12 protein-coding genes are annotated in these 13750 nt (G+C 71.3%); 4 read left to right on the forward strand and 8 right to left on the reverse strand.

Features of this window, described 5'->3' with window-relative positions; all coding sequences use genetic code 11:
* Window positions 1-78: 78 nt before the first annotated feature.
* On the reverse strand, window positions 79-1089 hold the full coding sequence (locus tag EDF51_RS10795; protein ID WP_123291975.1) for a LacI family DNA-binding transcriptional regulator: 1011 nt from the start codon (window positions 1087-1089) through the stop codon (window positions 79-81).
* A gap of 432 nt (window positions 1090-1521) precedes the next feature.
* Here EDF51_RS10795 and EDF51_RS10800 point away from each other — a divergent pair, with 432 nt between their 5' ends.
* Genes EDF51_RS10800 through EDF51_RS10810 form a run of 3 tightly spaced genes read left to right on the forward strand, consistent with a single transcriptional unit; the run spans window position 1522 to window position 3690 of the window.
* Window positions 1522-2877: an MFS transporter gene (locus tag EDF51_RS10800; RefSeq protein WP_208320969.1), complete on the forward strand. Its 1356-nt coding sequence runs from the start codon at window positions 1522-1524 to the stop codon at window positions 2875-2877.
* Entirely contained in the window at window positions 2874-3215 is a 342-nt protein-coding gene (locus tag EDF51_RS10805; protein WP_131879475.1) for an L-rhamnose mutarotase, read from the forward strand. The genes EDF51_RS10800 and EDF51_RS10805 overlap by 4 nt, the downstream gene beginning before the upstream one ends.
* 43 nt (window positions 3216-3258) lie before the next feature.
* Complete coding sequence (locus EDF51_RS10810; protein ID WP_133937962.1) at window positions 3259-3690, forward strand: DNA methylase; 432 nt, start codon at window positions 3259-3261, stop codon at window positions 3688-3690.
* Window positions 3691-3783: 93 nt separating this feature from the next.
* On the opposite strand, the gene EDF51_RS10815 is transcribed toward EDF51_RS10810, so the two are convergent.
* From EDF51_RS10815 to EDF51_RS19875, 7 genes are all read right to left on the reverse strand, one after another.
* The gene (locus EDF51_RS10815) at window positions 3784-6453 is read right to left on the reverse strand and encodes an alpha-L-rhamnosidase (RefSeq protein ID WP_133937960.1); all 2670 of its coding nucleotides are present in this window, start codon (window positions 6451-6453) and stop codon (window positions 3784-3786) included.
* A 13-nt stretch (window positions 6454-6466) separates the two neighbouring features.
* Window positions 6467-7411, reverse strand: coding sequence for a carbohydrate ABC transporter permease (locus EDF51_RS10820; RefSeq protein WP_131879473.1), 945 nt, complete (start codon window positions 7409-7411; stop codon window positions 6467-6469).
* On the reverse strand, window positions 7408-8385 hold the full coding sequence (locus tag EDF51_RS10825) for a sugar ABC transporter permease (RefSeq protein WP_208320968.1): 978 nt from the start codon (window positions 8383-8385) through the stop codon (window positions 7408-7410). Before EDF51_RS10825 ends, EDF51_RS10820 begins: the two co-directional genes overlap by 4 nt.
* A complete protein-coding gene (locus EDF51_RS10830; protein WP_165918785.1) occupies window positions 8382-9749 on the reverse strand; it encodes an extracellular solute-binding protein in 1368 nt (455 codons plus the stop codon). The genes EDF51_RS10825 and EDF51_RS10830 overlap by 4 nt, the downstream gene beginning before the upstream one ends.
* A 165-nt stretch (window positions 9750-9914) precedes the next feature.
* On the reverse strand, window positions 9915-11216 hold the full coding sequence (locus tag EDF51_RS10835; RefSeq protein WP_134194887.1) for a cytochrome P450: 1302 nt from the start codon (window positions 11214-11216) through the stop codon (window positions 9915-9917).
* A gap of 28 nt (window positions 11217-11244) precedes the next feature.
* Window positions 11245-12513 carry an NAD(P)/FAD-dependent oxidoreductase gene (locus EDF51_RS10840; RefSeq protein ID WP_166673531.1) on the reverse strand — a complete coding sequence of 423 codons (1269 nt, stop codon included), beginning with the start codon at window positions 12511-12513 and terminating at the stop codon, window positions 11245-11247.
* Window positions 12514-12515: 2 nt separating this feature from the next.
* Window positions 12516-12707 (reverse strand): ferredoxin, encoded by a 192-nt coding sequence (locus EDF51_RS19875; protein WP_165918787.1) that lies wholly within the window; start codon window positions 12705-12707, stop codon window positions 12516-12518.
* A gap of 143 nt (window positions 12708-12850) precedes the next feature.
* Here EDF51_RS19875 and EDF51_RS20430 point away from each other — a divergent pair, with 143 nt between their 5' ends.
* Window positions 12851-13711 carry an AraC family transcriptional regulator gene (locus tag EDF51_RS20430; RefSeq protein ID WP_133937954.1) on the forward strand — a complete coding sequence of 287 codons (861 nt, stop codon included), beginning with the start codon at window positions 12851-12853 and terminating at the stop codon, window positions 13709-13711.
* The last annotated feature ends 39 nt before the right edge of the window (window positions 13712-13750 follow it).

The raw sequence follows: 13750 nt of genomic DNA on the forward strand, positions 1-13750 counted from the left end.
CTCCGATCGTAGGCCGCAGCGGCGGCCGGTCCGTGCCGCAGAGCCGGGCAGGCTGATGGGCAGACGCGAGGCGGTCGGCTACGCGTCGGCGACGGAGGACTGCCGGACCACGAGCTCCGGCGTGAACTCGACGTGCTCGAGGTCGATGCCCTGCCCGAGCTCGACCTGCTTCGTCAACAGCTCGATCGCCTGGCGCCCGAGGTCCTGTGCAGGCTGGCGCACCGAGGTCAACGGGACGACGGCTGCCTCGGCGAAGGCGATGTCGTCGTAGCCCACGATCGCGATCTCGTCCGGCACCGCGATCGTGCCGCGCATGATGAACGCCTGTTCGAGGCCGACCGCGAGCAGGTCGTTCGCCGCGAACACCGCGTCCGGCCGTTCACCGCGGGGGCGTGCCTGGAGTTCTTCGCCGATGCGACGCCCTTCGAGCACCGACAGTGACGCGGTCGGCAGGACCTCGAGCTCGATACCAGCTGCCCGGGCCGCCGACAGTGCCCCGGCGTGCCGGTCGGCAACCTGGCGGATGCTGGACGGGCCACCGACGAACGCGATGCGTGTCCGCCCGATGGCCGCGAGGTGCTCGACCGCGATGCGACCGCCCGCGACGTCGTCCACCGACACCGAGGCGAAGTGCTCGTCGTCGGCGCGGCGGTCGACGAGCACGACGGCGGTGCCCTGGTCGCGCAGGCGGGCGAGGCGCGACAGGTCGTCACCGGCGGGGGAGATGAGCAGGCCGGCGACGCGGCGTTCCTCGAACAGGTCGACGTAGGTGCGCTCGCGGTCGGTGGACTCGTCGGAGTTGCCGATCAGGACGGCCAGGCCCTTGTCCATCGCGGCGTCTTCGGCGCCGCGCGCGACGTCGGTGAAGAACGGGTTGCCGCCGTCGAGCACGATCAGGCCGACGGTGGAGCTGCGGCCGGCCCGGAGCTGGCGTGCGGAGTCGTTGCGGACGAACCCGAGCGCGGCGATGGCGGACTGCACCCGGTCGACGGTGGTCGGGGCCACCTTGTCGGGACGGTTCAGGACGTTCGACACCGTCCCCAGGGACACGCCGGCGAGCGCTGCCACCTCTCGCACACTGACCGCCATGTGGCCATCCTGGCATCGCACCTGCGCTTCCGGGTGGTGCGCGCCGTGATCTGTGGAAAACGGCGGACGGGAGGCGCGGTGCGGGCTGGGCCCGGGCCTCCCGTCCGGTGGGTGGTCGCGTCCACCGCACGGTGCGAGATCGTGGGTGCGGCCGCGCCCCGTGCGTGCTCCGCTCCGGCGTCGCACCGTGTGTGCTGCGCCGCCACGTGCGAGGTTGGCCGCTCGGTGCGCGCTTGCAGCGCCGCACGGAGCGGGCAACCTCGCACCGAGTGAGCGACCGCGCACCGTGCGGACGCGGGCCCGCACCGTGCGGACGCGGGCGCGCCGCACGCGGACGCGCAAAGCACGGACTTGCCAACGCCCGCCGGGGCGCACTATCGTCTCGCTGTCCCGTTGAAACGATTCACTGGCGAACACGCGAACGGAGGACCAATGGCGGTCCGAATCGGAGCCCGGAGCACCACGGGCTGGAAGGCGACCGTCTCGGTCGCCATGTCGAACTACATCGAGTCGGGGTCGATCATCGCGATCGCCACGAGCCTCAGTCTGTGGCAGGCGCAGTTCCACGTCGGCGACCTCGAGGTCGGTCTGCTGGCGAGCCTGTCGGCGAATGCGTTCGGCGCGGCCGCCGGCGCCATCATCGGCGGACCGCTGTGCGACCGCTACGGCCGGAAGTTCATCTACACCTACGACCTGCTGCTCTACATGCTCGGCATCCTGCTCGCGGTCTTCGCCGGCAGCTACGGCATGCTGCTGGTCGGCTTCATCCTGACCGGCATCGCGGTCGGCGCCGGGGTGCCGGCGAGCTGGACCTACATCGCCGAGCAGGCACCAGCGGACAAGCGCGCCGCCCACGTCGGCACCGCGCAGCTCGCCTGGTCGATCGGCCCGATGGTCGGCTTCGCGTTGGCCATCGCCGCCGCACCCCTCGGACTGCTCGGCAGCCGGCTCATCTTCGCGCACCTGTTCGTCGTCGCCGCCGTCGTCTGGTGGCTCCGCCGCGGGCTGCCGGAGTCGGCGATCTGGAAAGACGAGCGCGCCGCGACAGGCACCGCGAACTTCTTCCACGGGATCACCCAGCTGTTCAGCCGGCGCCGGAACCTGACCGCGATGCTGTTCCTGTTCGGCGTCTACGCGCTCTGGAACACCGTCGCCGGGCAGGCCGGCATCTTCCAGCCGCGGGTGTACTCGGCCACCGGGGTCACGAGCGTCACCGAGCAGTACGGCCTGCAGATCCTGGTGTGGGGCTGCACCGTCGCCGCGACCTACTTCGGCTTCATGCGCTACGGCGACCGGGTCAGTCGACGGTTGCTGTTCGCCCTCGGCGCGGTGCTGGCGATCGTCGCCTGGGCCGTCCTGATCTACGCGCCGGCGAACCTCGGCACGCTGCTGTTCTTCGCCGTGGCGTGGGGCATCTCGTCGGGCATCGGTGCCCAGGCGTTCTACGGCCTCTGGACGAGCGAGCTCTTCGCCACCCGGTACCGGGCCAGTGCGCAGGGCGTGCTCTTCCTCGCCGCGCGGGTCATGGTCGGTCTGCTGAGCATCTGGTTCCCGCTGCTGCTGTCCGACATCGGACTCCGTGCGCTCGGCGGACTCATCCTGGGGCTCCTCGCGATGTCGTTCCTGGTCGGCACCATCTGGGCGCCGAGCACACAGGGCAAGACGCTCGAGGCGATCGAGGCCGAGCGGTACGGCACCGTGACCACCGTCACCGGTACCGTGCGCACCGCCGACGAGCGCGCCGTGCAGGACGCCGAACGGCGTCGCCGCGCCGAGGCCGACCGGTGACCCGCGTCTGCTTCCGACTGCAGGTGCAGGCCGAGCACCTGGACGCCTACCGCGAGCGGCACGCCGCGGTCTGGCCGGCGATGCTCCGGGCGATCGCCACGGCGGGGCGGCGGAACTACTCCCTGTTCCTCGACGACGACGGCCTGCTGATCGGCTACTACGAGACCGACTCGGTGGCCGATGCCGACGCGTCGCTCGCGGCCTCCGAAGTCGCGAGCGCATGGGAGGCGCACATGCAGGACCTGTTCGACGGTGCCGCGGGTCGGGCGGACCAGACCGCGCGGGTGCTGCCCGAGGTGTTCAACCTGGAGGACCAGCTGGCCGCCGCCGCCGAGTGAGGAGCGGGGGAGCGGGGAGCGGGGGGCGGGTAGCGTCCGGTCCATGGCCGACGTGACCCACGCCGCGGACCTCGGGATCGACCTGTCCGACGGCAAGCCCCAACAGCTCTACCGGTGGTTCCTCGCGAGCATGCTCTTCGGCAGGCCCATCCGGCAGGAGCAGGCGGCGGAGACCTACCGCGTCCTCATCGACCACGGGTTCACCAGCCCGGGGAAGTTCGCGGGCGCCGGACGCGAGCAGTTGCGGAGGGTCCTGGACGAGGGCGGCTACGCGCGCTTCGACTACCAGATGACCGATGCCCTGCACGAGACGATGCACACGCTCGACGCCGACGAGGGCTCCGTGTCGCACCTGGTGAAGACCGCGGCATCGCGGAAGGACCTGCGCGACCGACTCGGCACGCTCAAGGGGATCGGTCCGAAGACGATCGAGATCTTCCTGCGGGACATCCCGGACGCGGTGCTGCCGGACTGAGCGCGAGTGCGTGCCCGGATGACTTCGTGAGCAGGAATGGTCGGGTGGGATGACCCGACCCGACCATTCCTGCTCACGAAGCGCCCGCCCGCGCTACACGGGAACCGAGGCCTGCCACGTGCCGTGGGCCAGCGGCGTCGCCGGAGCGCCGGGCAGGTCGAGCACCGCGGTCGCGCCGACCGGCACGGTGACCGAGACCGACAGCGTGCCGTCGACGACCTCCCAGTCGATCGCCGCCCGTCCGTGCGGGGTGTCGAGCGCTGCCCCCGCCGAGGTCAACCCACCACCGGGGCGCGGGGCGAACAGGATGTCCCCGTAGCCGGGGGACGCGAGCGCGATGCCGGCCACCACCCGGTGCATGAAGTCCGCGACCGACCCGAGGGCGTAGTGGTTGAACGACGTCATCCCGCCGGAGTTCACACGGCCGTCCGGCAGCAACGAGTCCCAGCGCTCCCAGATCGTCGTCGCGCCCTGCGCCACCGGGTAGAGCCACGACGGGCACTCGTCCTGCAGCAGCATCGCGTAGGCGTCGTCGAGGTGCCCGGCCTGCAGCAGCGCGTCGCAGACCACGGGGGTGCCCGCGAACCCGGTGCCGATCCGGTGCCCGTTCGCGCGCACCAGGGCGGCGAGCCGTTCACCGACCGGCCCCGAGGCGTCGACGAGCCCGAACACGATCGCGAGCGCGCTGGACGCCTGCGAGTCGTCGAGCACCTCGCCGGCGTCGGACAGGAATCGCTCGCGCCATGCATCGCGGATCCGGCCGGCCAGCGCCGCGTAGTGCTCGGCGGCCGACGAGTCGCCGAGCACCCCCGCCCATGCCGCCAGCACCGACGTCGATCGGTAGGAGTACGCCGTCGCCAGGCAGTACTTGTCGGCCTTCGCGGCCGCGGCGTCCTCCGGCGGGGCGAGCGGGTCGAGCCAGTCGCCGAACTCGAAGCCGTCGACGCGCACCAACGACTCGTCCGAGGTCGCGTGTACCCCGTCGACCCAGGCCTTGGCGGAGGCCCACTGGTCCTCGAGCAGCCCGACGTCGCCGTACGCCCGGTACAGCTCCCAGGGTGTGAGCACCGCCACGTCGCCCCACACGGCGGCGTGGTTGCCCTCGGGGTCGGCGCCCGGCAGCGTCGGCACGTAGTGCGGCACGCCGCCGTCCGGTCGCTGCTCGAGCGCGAGGTCCCGCAGCCACGACCGCAGGACGCCGGCGCAGTCGTACAGGAACGCCGCGGTGGGCGTGAACACCTGCAGGTCGCCGGACCAGCCGAGCCGTTCGTCGCGCTGCGGGCAGTCGGTCGGGATGTCGACGAAGTTGCCGCGCATCGACCAGACGACGTTCTCGTGGAACCGTTCGAGTCGTGGATCCGAGCAGTGGAACCACCCGGTGCGGCGCATGTCCGAGTGCAGGACCTCGGCGACGATGTCCCCGGGCTCGAGCGTCGCGGACGGCCATCCCTCGACCTCGGCGTAGCGGAACCCGTGCACCGTGAACCGCGGGTGCCACGTGCCGGTGCCGTCGTCGGACGGCCCGGAGTAGAAGACGTCGGTGGCCTTCGCGGTGCGCAGTGGCCTGGTGGCGAGCTCGTCGTCCTGCATGACCTCGGCGTGCCGCATCGTGACGCCGAACGGTCCGACCGCGTGGTTCCGGATCCGCAGGCGGCCCGGCAGGTTCTGCCCGAAGTCGAGCTGGATCGCGCCGGCGTCCCAACGCCGTGACCACGTCGGTTCGATCTCCTCGGTCACCCGGACGACGGGGCCGTCGGCGGCGACGAGCGAGGCGGACGGGCGGTCGAGGACCTCGACCGGGTCCCAGTCGGAGTCGTCGAACCCGACGGCCTGCCAACCGTCGGGCTCGACTCCGCCATCCCACTTCTCTCCGTCGTAGAGGCCGGAGAGCAGGATCCCGGCGCGTGCGGCGCGCCAGGAGTCATCGGTGCCGAAGGTCTCGGCCGTGCCGTCCTCGTACTCCACCTCGAGTTGGGCGATGAGTGCGAGGCGGTCGCCGTAGACGTTCCGCATACGGTCGTCCCAGGTGATCCGGCCGCGGTACCAGCCGTCCGCCAGGCGCGCGCCGAGGACGACGTCGCCGCCCTGCGACAGGTGTCCGGTGACGTCGTGCACGAGGTACCGCACGCGGTGTCCGTACGACGTCCACCCCGGCGCGAGCTCGGCGTCGCCGACGCGCACCCCGTCGATGGTCACCTCGTGCAGGCCGAGGCTCGCGACCGCGAGCCGCGCCCGGCGGACCGGCCCGCGCAGCGAGACCTGTCGCCGGAGCACCGGCGGTGCCTGGTCGACACGGGTGTTCTCCCGCCAGGGCGCGGCGACGAACGAGGCGGTCCAGTCGCTGTCGGCCAGGAGGCCCGCCTCGACCTCCAGGGGCTCGCTCCAGTCCGTCGCGTGCTCGGCTCCGGTGCCGTCGTCGCCCACCACACGGACGCGCCAGACCGCGCGCTCGCGGGACGTCAGTGGTGCGAACGGCCACGCGACGAGGACGCCGGAGCCGTCGACCCGGGCGGAGGAACCGGCGTCGTCGCCCGCCGACCGCGAGACGAGTTCGACGTCGGCTCCGATCGGGGACCAGCCCGCGGGGGCGTCGGGTACGAGCCACGACAGGCGCGGAGTCGGTGAGCCGATCCCGAGGGGGTCGCGGAGGTGTTCGACGCGGAGCCCCGACGGGGCGACCGTGTCCTGCGGGCCGGTGGCGGGCCTCCCGGTCGGGTGGGAGCCGGCCACACGGCGGGCGGTGGATGTCGTCGTGTCGGTCATGCGGTTCCTTTCGTCAGTCCTTGATGCCGGACATCGTGATGCCCTGGATGAAGGTCTTCTGGGCGAAGAAGAACAGCACCACGATGGGGATGAGGATGATGGTCGAGACGGCCATGAGGGGGCCGACCGCGGTGTCGCCCTGCGCGCCCTGGAAGAACGTCAGGCCGAGGGACAGGGTGTACTGGCTCGACTTCGTCAGGTACAGGAGCGGGCCGAGCAGGTCGCTCCACGACGCCAGGAACTGGAAGAGCATCACGGCCGCCAGCGCGGGCTTGCAGAGCGGCAGGATCACCTGGAAGAACACACGCAGCTCGCCGGCGCCGTCGATGCGTGCGGCGTCCGACAGCGCTTCGGGGATGCCGAGGAAGAACTGGCGCATCAGGAAGATGAAGAACGGGATGCCGAAGAACGTCGGCACGATGAGCGGTAGGTACGTGCCCGTCCAGCCGATGTCACGGTAGGCCACGAACAGCGGCACCATCGTGACGTAGAACGGCACCATCATCGTCGCGATCAGGATCGTGAAGATCCCGTTCCGCCACGGCCACCGGATCTTCGAGACGCCGTAGCCGACCATCGCGCTGGACAGTGCGGCGCCGATCATCGAGGGCACGCAGATCACGAGCGTGTTCCAGAAGTACTGCAGCAGCGGGAACGTGGCGAGGCCGTACGAGAAGTTGCCGGTCGTGATGGTGTCCGGGAACCACTTCACCGGGAACGCACCGATGTCCGCCTGGGTCTTGAACGCGCCCGTCACCATCCAGAACAGGGGCATCAGGAAGACGACGCTCAGCACGATCAGGACGGAGTGCTTCGCGATCGACTCGGCGACCTGCGGCCAGGTGCGCTTGCGGTGCTTCGGGACCGGTCGGCTGGGCTCCGCGGTGCCGGGGCGGCCGGGTTGCCCCGGCTCGAGGGCGGCCGCGGCCGCGCCGGTCGGACTGTCGATGGCGGTCATCGTGCCTCACCTCCGTAGTAGACGCGCCGGCCGATGATCCGGTACGCCAGGATCGAGACGGCGGCGATGATCACGAAGAGCACCCAGCCGACCGCGCTCGAGTAGCCGAGTTGGTAGTGGTAGAACGCGGACTGGTACAGGTAGACGCCGGACACCAGGGTCGAGCCGGCTGGATCGCCGTACCCGCCCGTCATCACGAACGCCTGCGTGAAGTACTGGAACCCGGCGATCAGGCCCGTGATGGTCGCGAACAGCAGCTGCGGGCTGATGAACGGCAGCGTCACGTTGCGGAACTGCTGCCAGGTGCCGGCGCCGTCGAGGGACGCCTGCTCGAGCAGGTCCTGCGGCACGCCCTGCAGGCCGGCGAGCAGGATCACCATGAGGTTGCCGACGCCCCACAGCCCGAACAGGATCAGCGCGGGCTTGGACCAGTCCGGGTCCGAGAGCCAACCGGGGCCCTGGATGCCGAACAGCCCGAGCACGTTGTTGATGACGCCGTACTGCGGGTTGAGGACGTACGCCCAGATCACCGCACTGGCGACGATCGGCACGATGGACGGGACGAAGAAGACCACGCGGTAGAAGCCGAGGCCCCGCACCCGCCAGTTCAGCAGCAGTGCCAGGCCGAGCGCGACGGCGATGCCGAGCGGGACGGAGATCACCGTGATGAAGAGCGTGTTGCCGAGCGACAGCCACCACTGGCCGTCGGCGAAGAGCGTCCGGTAGTTGTCCCAGCCGATCCAGTCGCGGCTGCCGCCGAGCAGGTTGGCGTTCGTGAAGCTGTTCACGGCGCTGGTGATGATCGGGCCACCCGTGAAGGCGACGAGACCGATGATCGCCGGCGCGGTGAAGAAGAGCCCCCACAGGAACGTCTGTCGCTGCGCGCGGGTGCGGGGGATCCAGTGGGTGAGCCAGCTGGACCCCTTGTCGCGCGACCGCGGTCCGCTGGTCGTGATGCTCCGTGTGACGGTCACGGGTGCTCCTTCCGGAACTCGTCGAGGGCGGAGTTGACCTGCGCGGCGACGCTCTTCATGGCGCGCTCGGGGGTCGTCTTGCCGTAGATGGCACTGCTGACGGCGACGTCGAGTGCCGTCGCGTAGGTGCTGGCGACCGGGATCGTCGGTCGGATGTTCCGCGCGGACAGCAGGCCCTCGCGGTAGATCGCGACCGTCGGGTCGTCGCGGAACTCCTGCAGGACCGGGGACTTCGTGTAGCCGGGCAGCAGGGTGCCGTTCGTGAAGTTCGCCTGGGTGCCCTCGTCGGACGTGGTCGCGAACTGCAGGAAGTCCCACGCGGCGTCGTGCTCCTTCGACTCCTTCGGGATGAAGAGGTCGTAGCCGCCGAGCCAGGTGGCACTGCCGGGGGAGCCGAGCCCCTCGGCGTAGGGGAACAGTGCGGCGCCGAGCTCGACCTTGGACGCGTCGCCCTGCTTGTAGACGTTCGAGCTGTCGGTCGTGGTCATCGGCGCCATGCCGACGTTCCCGCTCGCGATGGACGGCAGGGTCTGCGACGGAGCGGTGACGGCGAGCTGGCTGGCGCCGCCGACCTTCTTCGCGTAGTCGCACATCCACTGCAGCCCCTGCACGATGTTGTCGTCGTCCGGGGTCGCGACCTGGTTGTCGTCGCTCATGAACTTGCCGCCGAAGGCGAAGCCGAGCGTGAACATCGAGTTGCTGAAGCCGTAGTAGTCCCACGGGATCGTGCCGATGCGGGTGATCCGCCGGCCGTCCTTCCGCAGGATCTTGTCCGAGAACCGGTCGAGCTCGTCGATGGTCGTCGGCGGCGTCTCGGGGTCGAGGCCGGCGTCGGCGAAGACCTTCTTGTTCCAGAACAGCGGGAAGTTGACGTCGACCAGGATCGGGTGCGCGTAGATGCCGTCGGTCGCGGTCATCTGCTTCCACACCGCCGGGGCGTAGTCGGCTTCGCCGAGGCCGGCCTTCGCCATGTAGCCGTCGAGCTTCGTGACGACGCCGTACCCGGCGAACTGCGGGTACTCCTCGGGCGTGCAGAAGGCCAGGTCGGGCGGGGTGCCCGCGGCGATGGCGGTCTGCAGACGGATCTGGGTGTTGCCGGACAGCGGCGCGTACGTGACCCGGACGCCGGTGTGCGACTGCGACTTCTCGTAGAGCTCCCCGAGCAGCACCCAGGCGTTGCCGAGGGTGCCGCCCCAGATGTTGTAGAGCTCGATGACGTGGTCGCGGCCAGGTGCCGGGTCCTTGCTGAGTCGGATGCCCTGCTGGTCGGCAGCAACTGCGCCGCCGCTGATCACGGTGCACCCCGCGAGCCCGATCGTCGCTGTGCCGGCGGCGATCGCTGCGAGGAACGCCCGACGCGACACGTCGCGTGGCGCGGGCCTGGTGGGTGGGTGTGGTGGTCGGCTCGACATCGAGTCCCTCCGGTCATCTTCGTTGACAATCGGCACACCGTCCGGTGGAGGTGAATCGTTTCACCGGGCGGCTGGCGACAAATGTACGACGCTCCGGGCCGGAGCGCCAGCATTAATTCAGATCGATGGACAAATTGAACGAGGATCGGTTTTCGGGCCGGTCCCCGCGGTCTCCTGGCCCCACGTGACATGGACCGCTCCCGCCTCGTACGTGGCGACGGGGTTCGCGAACGGCAGCGGGTGGAGCTGGTCGGCGTCGAGCAGTCGGAGCCCGGGCAGGCCGGCGAGCAGTTGCGTGAGCGCCTGCCGGATCTCGAGCCGCGCGAGCTGCTGCCCGACGCACCCGTGCGGACCGTGCCCGAACCCGAGGTGCCCGAAGGCGTCCCGCTCGACGTCCAGGCGATCGGGGTCCGGGAACCGTTCCGGATCCCGGTTCGCACCGACGGGCGAGACCGACACCGTCGTGCCGGCCGGGACGAGCTGGTCGTCGACGACGACGTCCTCGGTCGCCGTCCGCGGGAACAGGGTCAGGAACATCGCACCGGTTCGCATGAACTCCTCGATGGCCGGCGCGATGCGGTCCGGGTCGTCGCGGAGCAGGGCCAGCTGGTCGGGGTTCGTGAGCAACGCGACCATGGCGGTGGCGATCAGGTAGGCGACGGAGTCGTGTCCCGCGCTCATGAGCTGGAACACGAGCCCCTCGACCTCGTACCGCTCGAAGTCCGAGGCGAGCAGGTCGCTCACGACGTCGTCGCCGGGATCGCCCGTCCGTCGGTCGAGGACCGTCCGGATGTGGTCGAACCGCTGCTGGGTGGTGGTCGTCGTCACCTGGTCGACGAACAGTTCCCGGAACTGCGGCACCAGGTCGTCCGGCACCCCGATCACCCGGCAGTGCGTCCGTGCGGCGATCGGCTGGGCGAAGTCGGCGAACACGTCGGCACCGGGGCCCAGCGCCCGGAACACCGCGAGCTGGCCGGCCACAGTGTCGTGCACCCAGGGCTCGCGACCACGGACCTGCTTCACCGAGAACCGGCTGGTCACACCGCGGCGCATGCGCTGGTGGGCGTCGCCGTCCAGGGCGAGCAGGTTGGCGGCGTCGATCGACCGGCGTGCGGCGTCGTCGAGCGTGTCCGGTGGAGGCGCCGTGGTTGCGTGCGCTGGGTCGTGGGCCGGTGCAGCGTCGCTCCGCGGCATGCGGTGGGGCAGCTGGCTGAAGCGCGGGTCGCCGAGCACCGCTCGCGCGGCCTCCCACCGGGTCTCGACCCTGCCGACGTGGCCGTCCTGGTACTCGAGCGGTACCGCGGCGTCGGATGCGCGCCACGCGGCGAGTGTCGGCGACGGGGCGAGCGGCGTGCCGTCCACGGGCAGGGTGCGCGCGTGCGCGAGCGGGCAGGCGGCGGGTTCGGTCGAAGTGGTCACGGGGACCTCCAGGTCGGTGCGGTGCGGGTCATCGGGTGGGTGTCGGGATGCCGGCCGCCAGGAGCCGTCGTGCGCGTCGGAAGGACCGCGGTGCACCCCAGCCGACGACACCCGTGGTCGCGTGGTCGTTGGTACCACCGCGGTCGCCGGCACTGTCGTGGTCGCCGGCACCGCCGTGGTCGCCGGAGCGCTGCACGAGGACGGCCGGGTCGTCGTCCCACGGTTCGAGCGGCGCGGCGGGGTCGAAGGTGCCGGCTGCCTGCACGAGCACGCCGTGCACCTCGGACCAGAAGAACGGCACGCGCTCGGTCTGGTCGTCGTGGCCGGTGATGGTCGCGGCGACGGACAGGGCCTGCTCGATCGCGTTGGTCTGGTGCTCGACACGGGGTGGCAGCGACGTGCCGGACGCGGGAGCGGGTGCCGGTACGAGCCCGGGCGCCGCCCACCGCGCCACGTCGCCGATCGCGAAGACGTCGGGAGCCGCGACCCCGCGTGCATCGCAGCAGACGCCGTCGTCGACGACCAGCCCGGAGCCAGCGAGCCAGGCCGTGTTCGGACGTCCGCCGGTCGCGGCCACGACCACGTCGGCCGGCACGCGCCGACCGTCGCCGAGCACGACCGCCGTGCCGCCGCGCCCCGTGCCGCCGCGCCCCGTGCCGTCGGTCCGCGTGGCCTCGACCGCCCGTGCCCCGGCGCTCGGTTCGACCGTGACGCCCGCGGCCCGGTGCAGCGCGGTGAGCCGATCGGACAGCGCGAGCCCGACCGTCCCGAACGACAGCCCGCCACGACGTCCGACCATCGTGACCGCGCGCTCGCTGCCCCGGGCCGCCGACGCGATCTCGGACGCGAGCACCCCGCTGCCGATGACCACGACCCGCTCGGCCGACGTCCACGCGGCACGCAGCCGCACGGCGTCGTCGAGCGTCCGCAGCAGGTGCACGCGTTCGGCGCCCGGTACGGCGGGTCGGACCGCGGTCGCCCCGGTGGCGACGACGAGCACGTCGTACGCGATCGGGCCGGCATCGGTCAGCAGTCGGTGCGCCGACGGCTCGAGGCCGGTGGCTCGGACACCACTGCGGATCGTGACGTCGAGGGCGTCGAGCTCCGCGGCGGTCCGGAGCGCCGCGCGATCGGCATCCCATGCTCCGGTCAGGACCTGCTTCGAGAGCGGTGGCCGACCGTACGGCACGTGGGGCTCGTCGCCGACCAGGGTCACCGGCCCGCTGTGGCCCTCGGCCCGGAGCGCCTCGGCGACCGTCAGACCGGCGACCGAGGCGCCGACGACGACCACGTGCACGGTCAGTCCTGCAGGGTGATCGCGTGTGCGGGGCAGAGCGCCGCCGCGCGTCGGGCTGCTGGTTCGTCGGCGGCGCCCGGGTGCTCGTCGAGGAGCTCCACGATGCCGTCGTCGTCCTGGTCGAAGAGTGCTCCGGCGACAAGGGCGCACTGCCCGGCCCCGACGCAGATGTCCGTGTCCGCGGTGATCCGCATGGTCGTCCTCCTGTCACCGATCGCCGTCGACCGGTGCACCGACGCTACGTTCGGACCAGGTGGCGGCGGCATGGGTTCCGCGGGCAGAACCTGGACGATCCGGTCAACGCTGGTCCACCTGCACCGATGCGTACAGTGTCCGCATGGACGAACGCGCTGCCGCTGGCCCCGTCGTCGTCGCGGCGAACTGGTACCGCTTCCGCCCGGGTGAGCAGATCCACCACCTGTGGGTGCACAGCGTGTGCTGCCTCTGGGTGCTGAGCGGGAGTGGGGTGGTCGAGTCCACCGGGCAGCGGTTCCACCTGACCGCCGGCGACGTCCTCCGGCTGCCGTGGAGCCACGACGTCGCCTACCGCGCCGACGACCGCTCGCCGTTCCGGTTGGGGACGGTGCACGTCGTCCCGCGCCATGTGCGCGGTCGGCCGGTCGTCCCCGAGGTCGCGCACGCGCCCGGTGACCAGGTGCTGGGCGACTCCGCACGCTCCGACGATCCCGACGGCGTGGACCTCCCGATCCTCTGGCCGGGGCGCAGCAGTGTCGCGCGTCGCCTCGGGTCGCTCGGCCGGTACGTCGTCGAACGGTTCGCCGACGGCCCGTTCGACGAGTCGGTGTTCCGCGCGCTCGGGGCGGTCGTGCTCGCCGAGACCCGCGCCGCACGCGACGACGAACACGAGACGGTCCCGGTCGCGCTCGACCGGATGACGGACTTCGTGCTCCGGAACCTGCAGCGCCCGATGACCGTCGCCGAGATCGCCACCGCTGGCGACTGCAGTGAGTCGACGGCCGGCCGGCTGTTCGCCGCGCACCTCGGGTCGTCGGTGTCGAGCTGGGTGCGCGAGACCCGGATGCGAGAGGCAGCCGAACTGCTGTTGACGAGCGGACTCCGGGTCGGCGAGGTCGCCGCCGCAGTCGGGTTCGCCGACCCGCTGTACTTCTCGCGGGCGTTCCGTGACGCGTTCGGAGTCCCGCCGAGTCGCTACGGCATCGACCGCATCCGACCTTGATGCCGCACGGGTTGACAGCGCCCGGATCGTCCTGAATCG

This window comes from Curtobacterium sp. PhB25, from assembly GCF_004365375.1.
In the GTDB taxonomy this organism is placed as follows: Bacteria; Actinomycetota; Actinomycetes; order Actinomycetales; family Microbacteriaceae; genus Curtobacterium.

Coding starts and splice junctions, on each gene's coding strand:
- EDF51_RS10795 (WP_123291975.1), bottom strand. CDS start 1,089: ATGGCGGTCAGTGTGCGAGAGGTGGCAGCGCTCGCCGGCGTGTCCCTG.
- EDF51_RS10800 (WP_208320969.1), top strand. CDS start 1,522: ATGGCGGTCCGAATCGGAGCCCGGAGCACCACGGGCTGGAAGGCGACC.
- EDF51_RS10810 (WP_133937962.1), top strand. CDS start 3,259: ATGGCCGACGTGACCCACGCCGCGGACCTCGGGATCGACCTGTCCGAC.
- EDF51_RS10815 (WP_133937960.1), bottom strand. CDS start 6,453: ATGACCGACACGACGACATCCACCGCCCGCCGTGTGGCCGGCTCCCAC.
- EDF51_RS10820 (WP_131879473.1), bottom strand. CDS start 7,411: ATGACCGCCATCGACAGTCCGACCGGCGCGGCCGCGGCCGCCCTCGAG.
- EDF51_RS19875 (WP_165918787.1), bottom strand. CDS start 12,707: ATGCGGATCACCGCGGACACGGACATCTGCGTCGGGGCCGGGCAGTGC.
- EDF51_RS20430 (WP_133937954.1), top strand. CDS start 12,851: ATGGACGAACGCGCTGCCGCTGGCCCCGTCGTCGTCGCGGCGAACTGG.